At 71.1% G+C, this 16,680-nt stretch carries 16 protein-coding genes; 11 read left to right on the top strand and 5 right to left on the bottom strand.

The window, feature by feature from the left end; all coding sequences use genetic code 11:
• The first annotated feature begins 103 nt into the window (after positions 1 to 103).
• Together whiG and OHA37_RS10550 are read left to right on the top strand one after the other, a co-directional pair.
• A complete protein-coding gene (gene whiG, locus OHA37_RS10555; RefSeq protein WP_250743879.1) occupies positions 104 to 937 on the top strand; it encodes an RNA polymerase sigma factor WhiG in 834 nt (277 codons plus the stop codon).
• 98 nt (positions 938 to 1,035) lie between these two features.
• Entirely contained in the window at positions 1,036 to 1,593 is a 558-nt protein-coding gene (locus OHA37_RS10550; RefSeq protein ID WP_266912657.1) for a TetR/AcrR family transcriptional regulator, read from the top strand.
• Between the two features lie 222 nt (positions 1,594 to 1,815).
• On the opposite strand, the gene OHA37_RS10545 is transcribed toward OHA37_RS10550, so the two are convergent.
• On the bottom strand, positions 1,816 to 2,331 hold the full coding sequence (locus OHA37_RS10545) for a M23 family metallopeptidase (RefSeq protein WP_266904074.1): 516 nt from the start codon (positions 2,329 to 2,331) through the stop codon (positions 1,816 to 1,818).
• A gap of 252 nt (positions 2,332 to 2,583) precedes the next feature.
• Here OHA37_RS10545 and rpsB point away from each other — a divergent pair, with 252 nt between their 5' ends.
• From rpsB to OHA37_RS10500, 9 genes are all read left to right on the top strand, one after another.
• The gene (gene rpsB, locus OHA37_RS10540; protein WP_266904073.1) at positions 2,584 to 3,510 is read left to right on the top strand and encodes a 30S ribosomal protein S2; all 927 of its coding nucleotides are present in this window, start codon (positions 2,584 to 2,586) and stop codon (positions 3,508 to 3,510) included.
• A gap of 139 nt (positions 3,511 to 3,649) precedes the next feature.
• Positions 3,650 to 4,486 carry a translation elongation factor Ts gene (tsf, locus tag OHA37_RS10535; RefSeq protein WP_266904072.1) on the top strand — a complete coding sequence of 279 codons (837 nt, stop codon included), beginning with the start codon at positions 3,650 to 3,652 and terminating at the stop codon, positions 4,484 to 4,486.
• A gap of 162 nt (positions 4,487 to 4,648) precedes the next feature.
• The gene (gene pyrH / locus OHA37_RS10530; RefSeq protein ID WP_243337648.1) at positions 4,649 to 5,428 is read left to right on the top strand and encodes a UMP kinase; all 780 of its coding nucleotides are present in this window, start codon (positions 4,649 to 4,651) and stop codon (positions 5,426 to 5,428) included.
• Between the two features lie 52 nt (positions 5,429 to 5,480).
• The gene (gene frr, locus OHA37_RS10525) at positions 5,481 to 6,038 is read left to right on the top strand and encodes a ribosome recycling factor (RefSeq protein ID WP_112453867.1); all 558 of its coding nucleotides are present in this window, start codon (positions 5,481 to 5,483) and stop codon (positions 6,036 to 6,038) included.
• Positions 6,038 to 7,117 (top strand): phosphatidate cytidylyltransferase, encoded by a 1,080-nt coding sequence (locus OHA37_RS10520; protein WP_266904071.1) that lies wholly within the window; start codon positions 6,038 to 6,040, stop codon positions 7,115 to 7,117. The genes frr and OHA37_RS10520 overlap by 1 nt, the downstream gene beginning before the upstream one ends.
• 93 nt (positions 7,118 to 7,210) lie before the next feature.
• Positions 7,211 to 8,323: a 23S rRNA (adenine(2503)-C(2))-methyltransferase RlmN gene (rlmN, locus tag OHA37_RS10515; RefSeq protein ID WP_266904070.1), complete on the top strand. Its 1,113-nt coding sequence runs from the start codon at positions 7,211 to 7,213 to the stop codon at positions 8,321 to 8,323.
• 252 nt (positions 8,324 to 8,575) lie between these two features.
• Complete coding sequence (locus OHA37_RS10510; protein WP_266904069.1) at positions 8,576 to 9,673, top strand: thiamine ABC transporter substrate-binding protein; 1,098 nt, start codon at positions 8,576 to 8,578, stop codon at positions 9,671 to 9,673.
• A gap of 59 nt (positions 9,674 to 9,732) precedes the next feature.
• Positions 9,733 to 11,349, top strand: a complete 1,617-nt coding sequence (locus tag OHA37_RS10505) for an ABC transporter permease (RefSeq protein WP_266912655.1) — start codon at positions 9,733 to 9,735, stop codon at positions 11,347 to 11,349.
• Entirely contained in the window at positions 11,349 to 12,371 is a 1,023-nt protein-coding gene (locus OHA37_RS10500; RefSeq protein WP_266904068.1) for an ABC transporter ATP-binding protein, read from the top strand. The genes OHA37_RS10505 and OHA37_RS10500 overlap by 1 nt, the downstream gene beginning before the upstream one ends.
• Positions 12,372 to 12,607: 236 nt before the next feature.
• Here OHA37_RS10500 and OHA37_RS10495 read toward each other — a convergent pair whose 3' ends face one another.
• The 4 genes from OHA37_RS10495 to OHA37_RS10480 form a co-directional block, all read right to left on the bottom strand.
• Positions 12,608 to 13,501 carry a hypothetical protein gene (locus OHA37_RS10495; protein WP_266904067.1) on the bottom strand — a complete coding sequence of 298 codons (894 nt, stop codon included), beginning with the start codon at positions 13,499 to 13,501 and terminating at the stop codon, positions 12,608 to 12,610.
• A 101-nt stretch (positions 13,502 to 13,602) separates the two neighbouring features.
• Positions 13,603 to 14,712: an LOG family protein gene (locus tag OHA37_RS10490; protein WP_266904066.1), complete on the bottom strand. Its 1,110-nt coding sequence runs from the start codon at positions 14,710 to 14,712 to the stop codon at positions 13,603 to 13,605.
• Between the two features lie 26 nt (positions 14,713 to 14,738).
• Entirely contained in the window at positions 14,739 to 15,812 is a 1,074-nt protein-coding gene (locus tag OHA37_RS10485; RefSeq protein WP_266904065.1) for a hypothetical protein, read from the bottom strand.
• Positions 15,794 to 16,594 carry an ABC transporter ATP-binding protein gene (locus OHA37_RS10480; RefSeq protein ID WP_266904064.1) on the bottom strand — a complete coding sequence of 267 codons (801 nt, stop codon included), beginning with the start codon at positions 16,592 to 16,594 and terminating at the stop codon, positions 15,794 to 15,796. The genes OHA37_RS10485 and OHA37_RS10480 overlap by 19 nt, the downstream gene beginning before the upstream one ends.
• Positions 16,595 to 16,680 lie beyond the last annotated feature (86 nt).

Here is a 16,680-nt window from a genome sequence, read left to right as displayed (position 1 = left end):
TCGGGGCGCCCTTGCGGGCCCGCGCGATCCCGTACTCTTCGCGCACCGCGACACTTCCGTCACGCTACGCTCCCAAGGAATCCGGCTCCGGCAAAGGCGAAGCATGCCCCAGCACACCTCAGGGTCCGACCGCGCTGCGGTGCCCCCCGCTGCGCGCGGCAGCGAGCGGTCCACCGCGCCCTCGTCCCTGGAGGTGCTGTGGCGCTCGTACAAGGACTCGGGTGACGAGCGGCTGCGGGAGCAGCTGATCCTGCATTACTCGCCCCTCGTGAAGTACGTGGCGGGCCGCGTCAGCGTCGGTCTGCCGCCCAATGTGGAACAGGCCGACTTCGTCTCCTCCGGAGTCTTCGGACTGATCGACGCCATCGAGAAGTTCGACATCGAACGGTCCATCAAGTTCGAGACGTACGCGATCACCCGCATCCGCGGCGCGATGATCGACGAGTTGCGGGCGCTGGACTGGATCCCCCGCTCGGTGCGGCAGAAGGCGCGCGCCGTGGAACGGGCCTACGCCACGCTGGAGGCCCAGCTGCGGCGCACCCCGACCGAGCACGAGGTCGCCGGGGAAATGGGCATCGGCGTGGAGGATCTGCACGCCGTTTTCAGCCAGTTGTCGCTGGCCAACGTGGTCGCCCTGGAAGAGCTGCTGCACGTCGGCGGGGAGGGCGACCGCCTCTCCCTGATGGACACCCTGGAGGACACCGCCGCGGACAACCCGGTGGAGGTCGCCGAGGACCGGGAGTTGCGGCGGCTGCTGGCGCGGGCCATCAACACGCTGCCCGAGCGGGAGAAGACGGTGGTGACCCTCTACTACTACGAGGGCCTCACGCTCGCCGAGATCGGCAACGTCCTCGGGGTCACCGAGAGCCGCGTCAGCCAGATCCACACGAAGTCCGTCCTGCAGCTGCGCGCGAAGCTGGCGGACGTCGGGCGCTGAACCGGGGGCCCGGTGCGCGGGGGCGGAGGCCGAGAGCGTGCGCCGGCCTTGCGGTACATCCGTAGAGTGGACGCGTGCCCAGGATTCGAGCGGCCTCCGTGGCCGAGCACCGGTCGATGCAGCGCGGCGCCCTGTTGGACGCCGCGCGTTCCCTGCTGTCCGAAGGGGGGACGGAAGCGCTGACCTTCCCCGCCCTCGCCGAGCGCACCGGCCTCGCCCGGTCCTCCGTGTACGAGTACTTCCGATCCCGCGCGGCCGTCGTCGAAGAGCTGTGCGCGGTGGACTTCCCCGTGTGGGCGGCCGAGATCGAGGCGGCCATGTCCGAGGCGGAGGCGCCGGAGGCGAAGATCGAGGCGTACGTGCGCTGCCAGCTGGGGCTGGTGGGGGACAAGCGGCACCGGGCGGTGGTGGCGATCTCGGCGAGCGAGCTGGACGCCGGGGCGCGGGAGAAGATCCGTGCGGCGCACGGGAGCCTGATCGCGATGATCGTGGAGGCGTTGGGCGCGCTGGGGCAGGCGGAGCCGAGGCTGGCCGCGATGCTGCTTCAGGGTGTGGTGGACGCCGCCGTCCGGCGGATCGAGGGTGGCGCGGGGGAGGATCCCGGCGTTGTCACGGATGCGGCGGTGGCGATGGCGCTGCGGGGCGTCGGGGGCTGACCCGGCCCCGGCTTCCGGCTCTGGCCGAGCCTCCAGTCCGGGGGCCGGCCCCAGGTCGTGACGGTGTGGTGGGTGCGATGCCCTGCGGGGCCGTCCCCTACCCGCCCTTCGACCGTTCCCAGGGCTCCGCCCCAGACCCCGGTCCTCAAGCGCCGGACGGCTGGAAGTGCCCGGACCCCGGTCCTCAAGCGCCGGACGGCTGGAAGTGCCCTGACCCCGGTCTCAAGCGCCCGGCGGCTGAAAGCTCGGGTGGGGCAGGGGGAGTAGGCGGGGGGTTGGGTGGGGGAGGAGTTTCAGGGGGTTGAGGTAGGTCTCCTGGTGGAGGAGGCCCCAGTGGAGGCATGAGCGGGGGCAGTGGGGGCCGTCCGTGAGGAGGGCCACCACCTGGCCCGTCGTGACCTCGGCGCCCTGTGCCACCAGGGGGCGGACCGGTTCGTACGTCGTGCGCAGGCCGTTCGGGAGGGTCAGCGAGAGGACCCCGCGGCCCGCGACCGGGCCGGCGAAGTGGACCCGGCCCGGACCGACCGCGCGGAGCTCCGTGCCCACCGGGGCCGCCAGGTCCACCCCGCGGTGGCCCGCCGCGTACGGGGTCGGGGGCGGGTCCCACCAGCGGATCACCGTCAGGGGGGACGGGAGCGGGCGTCCGCCCGGGGCCGGCCCCGGCGACCCGGGCTTCGTCGGAGCCGGGGTCAGGGTCAGGCCCAGGGCCAGGAGCAGGGTGAGCAGCAGCTTCGTCATGGGGGAATGGTTCCGCTTCAGGAGCCGGTCCCGGGCGGGCCTGTGGACGGGCGGGGAGCTGTGGACAACCGCGTCATCCGGCATACCACCGGGTCCCGTACACTTCTTGTGGCGATCCGGGTCACCGGGTCGACTTCGCACGCCCCAGCACCGGCCCCTCAGGGCCAGGTGACAGCGTCTCTCGGTCCCCTCTACGGGGGCAGGGCGCGACAGGGGCGTCAGGAACCAAACCGAGAAAACAAGGAGATGGCCATGGCCGTCGTAACGATGCGGGAGCTGCTGGAAAGCGGCGTCCACTTCGGTCACCAGACCCGCCGTTGGAACCCGAAGATGAAGCGCTTCATCTTCACGGAGCGCAACGGCATCTACATCATCGACCTGCTGCAGTCGCTGTCGTACATCGACCGCGCCTACGAGTTCGTGAAGGAGACCGTCGCCCACGGCGGTTCCATCATGTTCGTCGGTACCAAGAAGCAGGCCCAGGAGGCCATCGCCGAGCAGGCGACGCGCGTTGGTATGCCCTACGTCAACCAGCGGTGGCTGGGTGGCATGCTCACCAACTTCTCCACCGTCTACAAGCGCCTTCAGCGTCTGAAGGAGCTTGAGGCGATCGACTTCGAGGACGTCGCCGCCTCGGGTCTCACCAAGAAGGAGCTCCTGGTCCTCTCTCGCGAGAAGATCAAGCTGGAGAAGACCCTCGGTGGTATCCGCGAGATGTCGAAGGTCCCCAGCGCCGTCTGGATCGTCGACACCAAGAAGGAGCACATCGCCGTCGGTGAGGCGCGCAAGCTCCACATCCCGGTCGTCGCGATCCTCGACACCAACTGCGACCCCGACGAGGTCGACTACAAGATCCCGGGCAACGACGACGCGATCCGCTCCGTCACCCTGCTCACCCGCGTGATCGCCGACGCCGTCGCCGAGGGCCTCATCGCCCGTTCCGGTGCCGCCACTGGCGACTCGAAGCCGGGCGAGAAGGCCGCCGCCGAGCCGCTCGCCGAGTGGGAGCGCGACCTGCTCGAGGGTGACAAGAAGGCCGACGACGCCGAGGCCGCTCCGGCCGCCGAGGCTGTTGTCGACGCCCCCGCCGTCGAGGCCGAGGCTGCTCCGGCCGCCGAGGCCGAGGTTGTCGCCGAGGCCGTCGTCGAGGCTCCGGCCGCCGACGCCGAGCAGGCCTGACCCACCCACTGAGGGCGCCCGGCGCGTGAACGCCGGGCACTCACAGCACGGACGATGACGGCGGGGGAGCCGCGCCACGAGCGCGCCTCCTCCGCCGTTCACCCGTAGATCTACGACTTCGAGAGAGAATCACAGACTCATGGCGAACTACACCGCCGCTGACGTCAAGAAGCTCCGCGAGCTCACCGGCGTCGGCATGCTGGACTGCAAGAACGCGCTGGTCGAGGCCGACGGTGACGTCGACAAGGCCGTCGAGGCACTCCGTATCAAGGGTCAGAAGGGCGTCGCCAAGCGCGAAGGCCGTTCTGCCGAGAACGGTGCCGTCGTTTCCGTCATCTCCGACGACAACACCTCCGGTGTCCTCGTCGAGCTGAAGTGCGAGACGGACTTCGTCGCCAAGGGCGACAAGTTCCTTGCGGTCACCAACGAGCTGGCCAACCACATCGCCGCGACCTCGCCGGCCGACACCGAGGCGCTCCTGGCGTCCGAGATCGCCCCCGGCAAGACCGTGCAGGCGTTCGTCGACGAGGCCAACGCCAACCTCGGCGAGAAGATCGTCCTGGACCGCTTCGCGCAGTTCACCGGCGGTTACGTCTCGGCGTACATGCACCGCACGATGCCCGACCTGCCGTTCCAGATCGGCGTCCTGGTCGAGCTCGACAAGGAGAACGCCGAGGTCGCCCGCGGCGTCGCGCAGCACATCGCCGCGTTCGCGCCGAAGTGGCTCTCCGCCGAGGACGTTCCGGCCGAGGTCGTCGAGTCCGAGCGTCGCGTGGCCGAAGAGGTCACCCGCGCCGAGGGCAAGCCGGAGGCCGCGCTGCCGAAGATCGTCGAGGGTCGTGTCAACGGCTTCTTCCGCGACAACACGCTGCTTGGCCAGGCCTACGCCCTGGACGCCAAGAAGTCCGTCCAGAAGGTTCTGGACGAGGCCGGTGTCACCCTGGTGCGCTTCTCGCGCATCAAGGTCGGCATCTGAGTCCGTCCGTACGCGACGGACACCGGACCCCGGTAGGGTCTGAAGCAGTCGCCCGCGTTCGCGCAGGGCGACCGCAGATCTGACGAGGAGGCCATTGCCGTAGAGGGAACCGCGAGGACCCACCGGCAATGGCCTTCTTCGTATGTGCACGAGGAGATCTCCATGAATCAGGGCGTGGACACCCACACCGCTTCCGACGACAAGAGCGACCAGGACAAGAAGGGCCGCCGCTTCATGCTGAAGCTGTCGGGCGAGGCCTTCTCCGGTGGCGGAGGACTCGGCGTCGACCCCGACGTGGTCCACGCCATCGCCCGCGAGATCGCCGCGGTGGTCCGCGACGGCGCGGAGATCGCGATCGTGATCGGCGGAGGCAACTTCTTCCGCGGCGCCGAACTCCAGCAGCGCGGCATGGACCGGGCCCGGTCCGACTACATGGGCATGCTCGGCACGGTCATGAACTGCCTCGCCCTCCAGGACTTCCTGGAGAAGGAAGGCATCGACTCCCGCGTCCAGACGGCCATCACCATGGGCCAGGTCGCCGAGCCGTACATTCCGCTGCGCGCCGTGCGCCACCTGGAGAAGGGCCGCGTGGTCATCTTCGGCGCCGGCATGGGCATGCCCTACTTCTCCACCGACACCACGGCCGCCCAGCGCGCCCTGGAAATCGACGCGGAAGCCCTGCTCATGGGCAAGAACGGCGTCGACGGGGTCTACGACTCCGACCCGAAGAAGAACCCGGACGCCGTGAAGTTCGACGCGCTGGAGTACAGCGAGGTGCTGTCGCGCGACCTCAAGGTCGCCGATGCCACCGCCATCACGCTGTGCCGCGACAACAAGCTGCCGATCCTGGTCTTCGAGCTGCTCGCCGAGGGCAATATCGCGCGAGCCGTCAAGGGTGAGAAGATCGGCACGCTCGTGAGCGACCAGGGCACCCGGGCCTGAGCAGGCCCCCCGTCCGCCTGAACCATCCATTTCTGACATGCAGGAGCACGTGGTGACCGAAGAGATCCTCCTCGAGGCCGAGGAGAAGATGGAAAAGGCCGTCGTCGTCGCCAAGGAAGACTTCGCCGCGATTCGCACCGGTCGTGCGCACCCGGCGATGTTCAACAAGATCGTGGCGGAGTACTACGGCGCCATCACGCCCATCAACCAGCTCGCCTCCTTCTCGGTCCCCGAGCCGCGCATGGCGATCGTGACCCCGTTCGACAAGAGCGCCCTGCGCAACATCGAGACGGCCATCCGCGACTCCGACCTGGGCGTCAACCCCAGCAACGACGGCAGCATCATCCGGGTGACCTTCCCCGAGCTGACGCAGGACCGCCGCAAGGAGTACATCAAGGTCGCGCGCACCAAGGCCGAGGACTCCAAGGTGTCGATCCGCGCCATCCGCCGCAAGGCGAAGGACGCCCTCGACAAGCTCGTCAAGGACAAGGAAGCCGGCGAGGACGAGGTGCGCCGCGCCGAGAAGGAGCTCGACGACACCACCGCGAAGTACGTCGCGCAGGTGGACGAGCTCCTGAAGCACAAGGAAGCCGAGCTCCTCGAAGTCTGATGAACGACACTTCCTGGCAGCCGGAGCCGGTTCCGGCGGGTCCCGCCTACGATGCGCTGGTGGGCCCGCACACTCGGCCCATGCCCATCGTGCCCGATGCCGCCGGCCGTGACTTCGACGACCGGGAAGCACGCGATCGGGGGGCCGCCGCTGACGGCGGCCCCCTCTTCCGCGCCGATACACCGCCGCAGGAGCCCATGCCCAGCCCCCCGCCGACTCCGCCTTCGCCGGCACCGCAGGACGCCTCGCCACCGCCTCAGAAGAAGCGTGCCGGGCGGGACCTGCGTGCCGCCATAGGGGTCGGAGTGGGCCTCGGTGCGGTGATCTTCGCTTCGCTGCTCATCGTCAAGGCGGTCTTCGTCGGCGTCGTCGTCGTGGCGGTCGTCGTCGGCCTGTGGGAGCTCACCTCCCGGCTGCAGGAGAAGAAGGGCATCAAGGCCCCGCTGGTCCCGCTCGCCATCGGCGGCGCGGCCATGGTCATCGCCGGATACGTCCGCGGGGCCGAGGGTGCCTGGGTGGCCATGGCGCTGACGGTGCTGGCGGTCCTCGTCTGGCGGATGACCGAGCCGCCCGAGGACTACCTCAAGGACGTCACGGCGGGCGCCTTCGCGGCGTTCTACGTGCCTTTCCTGGCCACCTTCGTCGCGATGCTGCTCACCGCCGACGACGGGCCGCAGCGGGTGATCACCTTCCTGCTCCTGACGGTGGTCAGCGACACCGGGGCCTACGCGGTCGGCTGGCGCTTCGGCAAGACCAAGCTCGCCCCGCGCATCAGCCCAGGAAAGACCCGCGAGGGGCTCTTCGGAGCGGTGGCCTTCGCGATGGGCGCCGGCGCGCTGTGCATGGAGTTCCTGATCGACGGGGGCGTCTGGTGGCAGGGCCTGGTGCTCGGCCTCGCCGTCGCGGTCAGCGCCACGCTCGGCGACCTCGGGGAATCCATGATCAAGCGGGATCTCGGGATCAAGGACATGGGCACGCTGCTGCCGGGTCACGGCGGCATCATGGACCGGCTGGATTCCCTGCTTCCGACGGCCCCGGTGGTCTGGCTGCTGCTGGCGGCGTTCGTGGGCACGGGCTGACCTGCGAAAAGGCGCCCGTGCAGGTAGGGCGGTTACTCTTGGAAGGCGCGCTGCTTCTGCGGCGCGCCTTTCGTCTTACAAGGAGTACCTGCCATGGCCCGCCCAGTCCCGGGAGAGCTCACTTTCGTCGCCCCTCGTGGAGCGAAGAAGCCGCCCCGGCACCTCGCCGACCTCACCCCCGAGGAGCGCCGGGAGGCGGTCGCCGCGATCGGCGAGAAGCCCTTCCGGGCCAAGCAGCTCTCCCAGCACTACTTCGCCCGGTACGCGCACGACCCGGCCGAGTGGACCGACATCCCGGCCGCCTCCCGCGAGAAGCTCCAGCAGGAGCTGCTGCCGGACCTGATGAACGTCCTGCGCCACATCTCGTGCGACGACGACACCACCCGCAAGACCCTGTGGAAGCTGCACGACGGCACGCTCGTCGAGTCGGTGCTGATGCGCTACCCGGACCGGGTCACCATGTGCATCTCCTCGCAGGCCGGCTGCGGAATGAACTGCCCGTTCTGCGCCACCGGCCAGGCGGGCCTCGACCGCAACCTGTCGACCGCCGAGATCGTGCACCAGATCGTCGACGGCATGCGCGCCCTGCGCGACGGCGAGGTCCCCGGCGGGCCCGCCCGGCTGTCGAACATCGTCTTCATGGGCATGGGTGAGCCGCTCGCCAACTACAACCGCGTCGTCGGCGCCATCCGCCGCCTCACCGACCCGGAGCCCGATGGCCTGGGCCTGTCCCAGCGCGGGATCACCGTCTCCACCGTGGGTCTGGTCCCGGCGATGCTGCGCTTCGCCGACGAGGGCTTCAAGTGCCGCCTCGCCGTCTCCCTGCACGCCCCGGACGACGAGCTGCGCGACACCCTGGTCCCCGTGAACACCCGCTGGAACGTCCGCGAGGTGCTCGGCGCGGCCTGGGAGTACGCGGAGAAGTCCGGCCGCCGGATCTCCATCGAGTACGCCCTGATCCGCGACATCAACGACCAGGCCTGGCGCGGCGACCTGCTCGGCAAGCTGCTCAAGGGCAAGCGCGTGCACGTCAACCTGATCCCGCTGAACCCGACGCCGGGCTCGAAGTGGACCGCTTCGCGGCCCGAGGACGAGAAGGCCTTCGTTGACGCCATCGCCCGCCACGGCGTGCCGGTGACCGTCCGCGACACCCGTGGCCAGGAGATCGACGGCGCGTGCGGCCAGCTCGCCGCCTCGGAGCGCTGATTTCCGCCAGTTGAGGTTCGCATTCGGCCACGGGGTACCCTGTGGCCGAAACCAATTTCATATTCCGACAGGGGAGCGCCACAGCGCTGAGAGTGCGGTAACCGTCACCGCAGACCCTCTGAACCTCGCCCCGGTCATTCGGGGTAGGAAGTTCGGTCACCACTCAAGCTGTTGCGCCCTGCCCGGCGTCCGCTCCACAGAGCGCCGGGCAGGGCCGCGTCTTCTCCTGGACATCCCAGGAGGAATGCACCAATGAGCACCACCAAGAAGATGGCGGGCATCGCGCTCGTGGCCGCGCTCGGCGTCACCACGCTCAGCGCCTGCGGCAGCGATGCCAAGGACAAGTCCGCCGGGGCGAGCGCCGCTCCGAAGTCCAAGACGATCACCCTCGTCTCGCACGACTCCTTCAACGTGACCGACACGGTCCTCAAGGAGTTCGAGCAGCAGAGCGGCTACACCGTCAAGGTCCTGAAGTCGGGCGACGCGGGCGCCGCCCTGAACCAGGAGATCCTCACCAAGGGCTCCCCGCGCGGCGACGTCTTCTTCGGCGTGGACAACACGCTCCTCTCCCGTGCCCTCGACAACGGCATCTTCACGCCGTACGAGGCCAAGGGGCTGGCCGAGGTGAAGCCCGAGTTCGTGGCCGACAAGGAGCACCGGGTCACCCCCGTCGACTCCGGCGACATCTGCGTGAACTACGACAAGGCCTACTTCGCCGACAAGAAGATCGCCCCGCCGCAGACGCTGGACGACCTGATCAAGCCGGAGTACAAGAACCTGCTGGTCACCGAGAACGCCGCGACCTCCTCGCCCGGCCTCGGCTTCCTCCTCGCCTCCGTCGGCAAGTACGGCGACGAGGGCTGGAAGGACTACTGGAGCAAGCTCAAGGCCAACGGCGTCGAGGTCGTCGACGGCTGGGAGCAGGCCTACAACGAGCGCTTCTCCGGCTCGGCGGGCGGAAAGAAGGCCAAGGGCGACCGGCCGCTGGTCGTCTCCTACGCCTCCAGCCCGCCGGTCGAGGTGCTCTTCGGCGAGCCGCAGCCGGCCGAGGCCCCCACGGGCGTCGCGACGGGCACGTGCTTCCGCCAGACCGAGTTCGCGGGTCTGCTCAAGGGCGCGAAGAACGAGGAGGGCGGCAAGGCGCTCCTGGACTTCCTGATCTCCAAGAAGTTCCAGGAGGACATGCCGCTCCAGATGTTCGTGAACCCGGTGACCAAGGACGCGGCGGTGCCGGAGCTGTTCACCAAGCACGGCGTCGTCATCGAGAAGCCCGAGACGGTCGCCCCGGAGGCCATCGCCAAGAACCGCGACCAGTGGGTCAAGGCGTGGACCGCGCTCGTCGTGAAGTAGGACGGTTGAGTTCCGTACCGAAGGAGAGCGGGCGGGCCACGGCCGTCAGGCTCGGTCTGATGGCCGTGCCGCTCGTCTTCTTCGGGCTGTTCTTCGCGTACCCCGTGGCCGCGATCGTCGGGCGCGGGCTCAAGACCGACACCGGCTGGCAGTTCGGCCGGATCGGCGAGGTGCTGGCCCGGCCCGACATCGGCGACGTGCTCTGGTTCACCACCTGGCAGGCGCTCGCGTCCACGGCGCTCACGCTCCTGATCGCACTCCCCGGCGCGTACGTCTTCGCGCGCTTCGAGTTCCCCGGCAAGCAGGTGCTGCGGGCGCTCGTGACGGTGCCGTTCGTGCTGCCGACCGTCGTGGTCGGCACCGCGTTCCTCGCGCTGGTGGGGCGGAACGGTCTGCTGGACGAGGTGTGGGGGATCCGCCTCGACACGACCGTATGGGCGATCCTGCTCGCGCACGTCTTCTTCAACTACGCCGTCGTCATCCGCACGGTCGGCGGCCTGTGGGCGCAGCTCGATCCACGGCAGGAAGAGGCCGCCCGGGTGCTCGGCGCCGGGCGGTTCGCCGCCTGGCGGCGCGTGACGCTGCCCGCGCTGGTGCCGGCGGTGGCCGCCGCCTCGCTGATGGTGTTCCTGTTCACGTTCTCCTCCTTCGGCGTCGTGCAGATCCTGGGCGGGCCCGCGTACTCCACGCTGGAGGTGGAGGTGTACCGGCAGACCGCGCAGCTCCTGGACCTGCCGACGGCCGCCGTGCTGACGATGGTGCAGTTCGCGGCCATCGGCGCGATCCTCGGCGTGCACGCCTGGACCGTGCGCAAGCGGGAGACCGCACTGCGGCTCGTCGACCCGGGACGGACCACGCACCGGCCGCGCGGCTGGGCCCAGCGCACCCTGCTCGGCGGGGTGCTGCTGACGGTGGCGCTGCTGATCGTGGCGCCGCTCGCCGTGCTCGTCGAACGCTCCCTCGACGCCCCCGGCGGGTACGGGTTCGGCTTCTACCGGGCGCTCCAGGAAGTCGGCGCCGGCGGCGGTACCTTCCTGGTGCCGCCGCTGGAGGCGATCTGGAACTCCCTGCAGTACGCGCTCGCCGCCACCGCCATCGCGCTCGTCGTCGGCGGGCTCGCCGCCGCGGCGCTGACCCGGCGCGCGGGCCGTTTCGTACGGGGCTTCGACGCCCTGCTGATGCTCCCGCTGGGGGTGTCGGCCGTGACCGTCGGCTTCGGCTTCCTCATCACCCTCGACGAGCCCCCGCTGGACCTGCGGACCTCGTGGATCCTGGTGCCGTTGGCGCAGGCGCTGGTGGGCGTTCCCTTCGTCGTACGGACCATGCTGCCGGTGCTCCGCGCGGTCGACGGACGGCTGCGGGAGGCCGCCGCCGTGCTCGGCGCCTCACCGCTGCGGGCCTGGCGGGAGGTGGACCTGCCGATGGTGCGGCGGGCCCTGCTGATCGCGGCGGGCTTCGCCTTCGCCGTGTCCCTCGGGGAGTTCGGGGCGACCGTCTTCATCGCGCGGCCCGACCATCCGACGCTGCCGGTCGCCGTGGCGCGACTGCTGGGGCGGGCCGGGGAGATGAACTACGGCCAGGCGATGGCCCTGAGCACGATCCTGATGCTGACGTGCGCGGTGTCCCTGCTCCTGCTGGAGCGGCTGCGGCCCGACAAGACCTCCGGAGAGTTCTGATGACCCTGCTTCAGCTGGAAGGGGTGTCGGTCCGCTTCGGTGAGCGCGCGGTCGTGGACGCCGTGGACCTGGCGGTCGCCGAGCACGAGATCGTGTGCGTGCTGGGGCCGAGCGGGAGCGGCAAGTCCACCCTGCTGCGGGTGGTGGCCGGGCTCCAGCCCGTCGCCGGCGGGAGGGTGCTCCTGGGCGGCGCCGACCAGGCCGCAGTGCCCGTACACCGGCGGGGGGTGGGCCTGATGTTCCAGGACCACCAGCTGTTCCCGCACCGGGACGTGGGCGGGAACGTCGCCTTCGGGCTGCGGATGCGGGGTGCTTCGAAGCAGTCCTCCGAGGCGCGGGTCACCGAGCTCCTGGAGCTGGTCGGGCTGCCCGGGGCGCAGGGCCGGGCGGTGGCCTCGCTGTCCGGCGGCGAGCAGCAACGGGTCGCGCTGGCGCGGGCGCTGGCGCCTTCGCCGCGGCTGCTGATGCTGGACGAGCCGCTCGGGCAGCTGGACCGGGGGCTGCGGGAGCGGCTCGTGGTGGAGTTGCAGGGGCTGTTCTCGCGGCTGGGCACGACCGTACTGGCCGTCACGCACGACCAGGGCGAGGCGTTCGCGCTGGCCGACCGGGTGGTCGTGATGCGGGACGGGCGGATCGCGCAGGCGGGGACCCCGCTGGAGGTGTGGCAGCGGCCGGCGTCGGAGTTCGTGGCGCGGTTCCTGGGCTTCGAGAACGTGGTGCGTGCGGTGCTTTCCGCCGGGGTGGCCGTGACGCCGTGGGGCAAGGTGCCGGTTCCGGCCGGGTCGCCGTCGGGGGATCATCGTGTGCTGATCCGGCCGGCGGGGGTGGTGCTGGCGCCCGGGGGGCTGGGGTGCGAGGTGGTGTCGCGGACCTTTCGGGGGACGCATGTTGCGCTGTCGCTGCGGCCCGAGGTGGGGCCCGTGCTCGAGGCGGAGTGCGGGCTTGAGGGGGCGCCGGCGGTCGGGGACCGGGTCGAGGTGGAGTTCGCCCCGGGCGAGGTGGTCGTGCTGGCGGGGGAGTAGGGCCGGGCGGAGTCCCGCGCAGCGACCCTTGCCGCTGCGCGGGGGAGCAGTCCGCGTGGTGGCCCCTGCCGCTGCGCGGGGCGGAGTTCCCCTACCCGCCCTTCCACCGTTCCCAGGGCCGGCCCTGACCCGGTCCTCAAGCGCCGGACGGGCTGAGGGGTCCGGGCTCCGCCCCAGACCCCGGTCCTCAAATGCCGGACGGCTGAAAGCGACCAGCCCCGGTGCTTCCCCGGGTTTCAGCCGACCGGGGTGGGGACGTCTCCGTGTGCGTCCTCGTGGTTGCCGTACCAGGCGACTGCCACCGCGCCGGCTACCGCCAGGACGAAGCCGAGGACCGCCAGCCAGGCCATGCCGGGGCGGGACGCGTCGCCGAGCCAGAGGACGCCGATCGCGCCGGGGAGCACGGTTTCGCCGACCACCAGGGCCGCGGTGGCGCCGTTCACCGAGCCGATCTGGAGCGCCACGGTGTGCAGGTACATGCCGCCGACCCCCGCCAGGACGATGGCGTACAGGGCCGGGTCGGCGAGGAGGGACGGGAACGAGAACGGCTCCACGCCGTTGAGGATGCGGACCCCGACGCCCAGCGCGCCGAACGCCAGACCCGACAGCAGGCCCGCCAGGATCGCGGCCCGGGCGCCGAGGAAACGTACCGCCACCGTGCCGCCCACGATGATCAGTACGGTCACGCCCAGGAGCCACCAGTGCGTGGACGCCGGAGCGTAGTGGCCGCCCTCGTGGCCCGCCGCGGTCGCGAGCAGGACCAGTGCCGCACAGACGACCCCGATGGAGGTCCATTCCTTGCGGGTCAGCCGGATGCCGAGCATCTTCACGCTCAGCACGGCCGTGATCACCAGGTTGGCGCTGATGACCGTCTGAGAGAGGAAGAGCGGCAGGAGGCGGGCGGCCAGGGCGCCCAGCCCGAAGCCCACGAAGTCCAGGATGGTGCCGACGATGAACTCCCAGGTCATCGCGGCCTTCGCCGTCGAGCTGAGGTTCGGGCCGCCGTGCTGGGTGACCCCGGCGGCGGTGGGCGACATCCGGGCCGCCCGCCGTGAGCCCACGGCTTGCAGGACGGATCCCGTGCCGTAGCAGATGGACGCCGCGATGGCGGTGAGCAGGCCTATGAGCACCCGAGGGCTCCGTTCACGTCTGGCAGGTTTTACGTAGTGCGTACCTCTTCCAGACGTGGAAAAGGGGAGAGAAGTTGCCTGACCGGGTCAGGTTGTCCAGGTCAGCTCATGGCTGCGAGGGCCGCCGGAACCTCTGAAACCGAGTCGACCAGGGCGATCCGGGACTCCATCGCCCGGCCCCGGGCGAGTGACTGGAGCAGCGGCCAGGCAGGCAGCCGTTCGGTCCAGTGGGCGCGGTCGACCAGGATCATCGGGGTCGGCTCGCCGCGGGACTCGTAGTGGTTGGGCGTCGCGTTGTCGAAGATCTCCTGGACGGTGCCGGCCGCGCCCGGCAGGAACACCACGCCCGCGTTGGAGCGGGCGAGCAGCCCGTCCTCCCGGGTGGCGTTCGCGAAGTACTTCGCGATGTGTCCGGCGAAGGGGTTCGGCGGCTCGTGTCCGTAGAACCAGGTCGGGATGCCCACCGAGTCGCCGCCCGTGATCGCCGGCCAGCGTTCCCGTACGGCGAAGGCCGCGCGCGCCCAGTCGGAGACGGACGGGGTGAAGGAAGGGGCCTTGGCCAGCATCCGCAGGGCTTCGGGCAGGGCCTCGTCGGGGGCCGTCGAGAGGTACGCGCCGAGGTTGGCCGCCTCCATCGCGCCGGGACCGCCGCCGGTGGCCACGGTCAGACCGGAGCGGGTCAGCGTCCGGCCGAGCTCGGCCGCACCCCGGTAGGCGTCGCCGCCGCGGGCCATGGCGTGGCCGCCCATCACACCGACCACGCGGGCGCCGACGAGGTGTTCGTCGAGGGCGTCGGAGATGGCGTCGTCGTGGATGGAGCGCAGCATCGAGGAGTAGATGTCGCCGTCAGCCTTGGTCTCCTGGAACCAGGCGTACGCCTCGGAGTCGGGCGTGGCCTCGTAGCCCGCGGAGAGTCCGGTGAAGAGTTCCTCGGCCGTGTAGAGCAGGCCCCGGTAGGGGTTGAAGGGGAGGTCCGGGACGGGCGGGAAGACCAGGGCGCCGTCCGCGCGCACCTTGACCGAGGCGTCCGGTTCCATCGGGCAGCCCAGGAACACGGCGGCCGAGGTGTCGGCGGACAGGAGGGCGAAGGTCCGCTCCAGCAGGTTGACCGACTGGATCCGGTACCCGCTGAGCGAGCCGCGGGCCACGACCCGGTCGAACTCGGCGAGGGTCTCGATCTCGGTATCGGTCTCGATGTGTGGGTTGACCATTCGGCCCACCCTAAGGGCTGCCCGGCTCAGCGGGTCAATGCCAGCGACGTCAGCTGTGACACACCCCAGCTGAGCGGCAGGCACACCGCCACCAGCGCGGTGGCCCGTACGGTCGCGGCCGTACGCAGGACCTTGCCCGGGGCGCCGAGCCCGGTCAGGGTCTCGCGGGTGGCGGCCCTGGCCTGGCGGACTTCGACCGCGGAGGTGAGCAGGGTGGCGGCCGCGCACAGCGTCACCAGAGCGGCGGCGGGCGCGGTCAGCGGGCCGAGCGGGACCTGGAGTCCGCCGTGATCGCGCAGGGCCACGGCGCTGAGGGCGCCCGCCGCGACGGCGCACAGGACACCGAGGGGTGCGCCCAGCCGGGGGGCCTCCTCCTGGAGGGCCCGCCCGGCCAGCAGCCGGAGCGCGCCCGGGCGGACGGCCTGGACGAGCGCCCCGCAGGCGTAGGCGAGGCCCGGGCCGGCGAGGGCGAGTCCGAGGGCGGTCAGTGCCCAGCCCGTCGGCATGGCGGCTCCGCCGGGGCGGGAGTAGGCCAGTGCGGCGAGTCCGCAGGCGGTGAGGGCGATGCCCCAGGGCAGTGCGGTCTGCGGCGCGGGCCGGGGGTGCGGGCGCAGGGCGAGGGCGGTGGCGATCGAGGCGGCCAGCGGGAGCAGGGCCAGCAGGGTGAGGGCGGCCGCCACGGGCAGGGGCTGGTCGCCGTGGAGCAGCCGCGACCCGGCGCCGTCGAAGGGCAGCCCGGTCACGTCCCCGCGCAGATGGAGGAAGACGACCAGGGCCACGGCGCTGCCGAGGGCGCAGGCCACGGCGGTGGAGATCGTCGCGACCAGGGTGAGTCGTAGGGGTCCCAGCCCGGCGGCGTCCAGCCCTTCGAGGGGGCGGGTCGCGGGGTCGGTACGGGCCACCGCGACGGCGAACTGGACGGTGACGGCGAGGGGGACCAGGGCCCACAGCAGCTGAGGGAACGATCCGGCGGGCCGGGCCGTGGCCTGTGCGAGCACGTACAGCAGCAGGAAGCCGCTGCCGGCCGAAGCGGCGGCGACGAGCAGTCGGCGCAATTGGACCAGCGGCCGGGAGCCGCGGGCTAGGCGGAGAGCGAGCACGCGGCCTGGTCCTCCGGGGGCTGGGGGATGGAGGTAGGGGGGAGCCCGGCAGCGACCGCCGCGGCGGCCGGGCGGCCGTCGAGCAGGGCGAAGTGCCGGTCGGCGACGGCCGCGGTCTCCTCCTCGTGGGTGGCGAGCAGCACGGTGATGCCGTGGGAGCGGGCGGCCGTGGTGAGGGTGCGCAGCAGCAGGGAGCGCTCGGCCCGGTGCAGGGGAGCGGTCGGCTCGTCGGCGAAGATCACGGCGGGCAGGTTCGCGAGGGCGCGGGCGAGGGCGACGCGCTGGGACTCGGCCCGGTTGAGGGCGCCGGGGTGCTTGCGGGCGAAGGCGCCGATGTCGAGGCGGTCCAGCCATTCGCAGGCGGCCCGTTTGGCCGTGCGGTGGGGCACGCCCGCGATCAGCAGCGGCAGGGCGGCGTTCTCCCAGACCCGGAGCTCGGGCAGCAGCCGCGGCTCGGGGCCGATCCAGCCGAAGCGGTCGCGGCGCAGCCGCTCGCGGGTCAGGGTCCCCATGGTGTGCACGGGGACGCTGTTGAACCAGACCTCGCCCTGCTCGGGCCGCAGCTGTCCGGACAGGCAGTGCAGCAGCGTGGTCTTGCCGCTGCCCCGCGGGCCGGTGACGGCGAGGATCTCTCCCGCGCGGACGCCGATCGAGACCCCGATGAGTCCCGGCGAACCGCTGTGGGAGTAGTGAAGGGACCGTGCCCAGAGCAGATCGTCCTGGGGCGGGATCTTGTCCGGCGGAGCGTTGTCCGGCGGAGCGTTGTCCCGTGGAGCCACCATGGCGTACACCTCCGTCCGGGGGAACGAAGCGGAGCCCGCTTGGTCACTGGCGCCGCAATGAGATGTAAAGAGATGAACGTCTTGGA

It is taken from the genome of Streptomyces sp. NBC_00335 (assembly GCF_036127095.1).
Lineage (GTDB): Bacteria > Actinomycetota > Actinomycetes > Streptomycetales > Streptomycetaceae > Streptomyces.
Note: the sequence above shows the minus strand (reverse complement) of the source record. Positions and strands in the feature narration are given on the sequence as shown.

Coding starts and splice junctions, on each gene's coding strand:
- whiG (WP_250743879.1), top strand. CDS start 104: ATGCCCCAGCACACCTCAGGGTCCGACCGCGCTGCGGTGCCCCCCGCT.
- OHA37_RS10545 (WP_266904074.1), bottom strand. CDS start 2,331: ATGACGAAGCTGCTGCTCACCCTGCTCCTGGCCCTGGGCCTGACCCTG.
- rpsB (WP_266904073.1), top strand. CDS start 2,584: ATGGCCGTCGTAACGATGCGGGAGCTGCTGGAAAGCGGCGTCCACTTC.
- tsf (WP_266904072.1), top strand. CDS start 3,650: ATGGCGAACTACACCGCCGCTGACGTCAAGAAGCTCCGCGAGCTCACC.
- pyrH (WP_243337648.1), top strand. CDS start 4,649: ATGAATCAGGGCGTGGACACCCACACCGCTTCCGACGACAAGAGCGAC.
- OHA37_RS10520 (WP_266904071.1), top strand. CDS start 6,038: ATGAACGACACTTCCTGGCAGCCGGAGCCGGTTCCGGCGGGTCCCGCC.
- rlmN (WP_266904070.1), top strand. CDS start 7,211: ATGGCCCGCCCAGTCCCGGGAGAGCTCACTTTCGTCGCCCCTCGTGGA.
- OHA37_RS10510 (WP_266904069.1), top strand. CDS start 8,576: ATGAGCACCACCAAGAAGATGGCGGGCATCGCGCTCGTGGCCGCGCTC.
- OHA37_RS10505 (WP_266912655.1), top strand. CDS start 9,733: ATGGCCGTGCCGCTCGTCTTCTTCGGGCTGTTCTTCGCGTACCCCGTG.
- OHA37_RS10500 (WP_266904068.1), top strand. CDS start 11,349: ATGACCCTGCTTCAGCTGGAAGGGGTGTCGGTCCGCTTCGGTGAGCGC.
- OHA37_RS10490 (WP_266904066.1), bottom strand. CDS start 14,712: ATGGTCAACCCACACATCGAGACCGATACCGAGATCGAGACCCTCGCC.
- OHA37_RS10480 (WP_266904064.1), bottom strand. CDS start 16,594: ATGGTGGCTCCACGGGACAACGCTCCGCCGGACAACGCTCCGCCGGAC.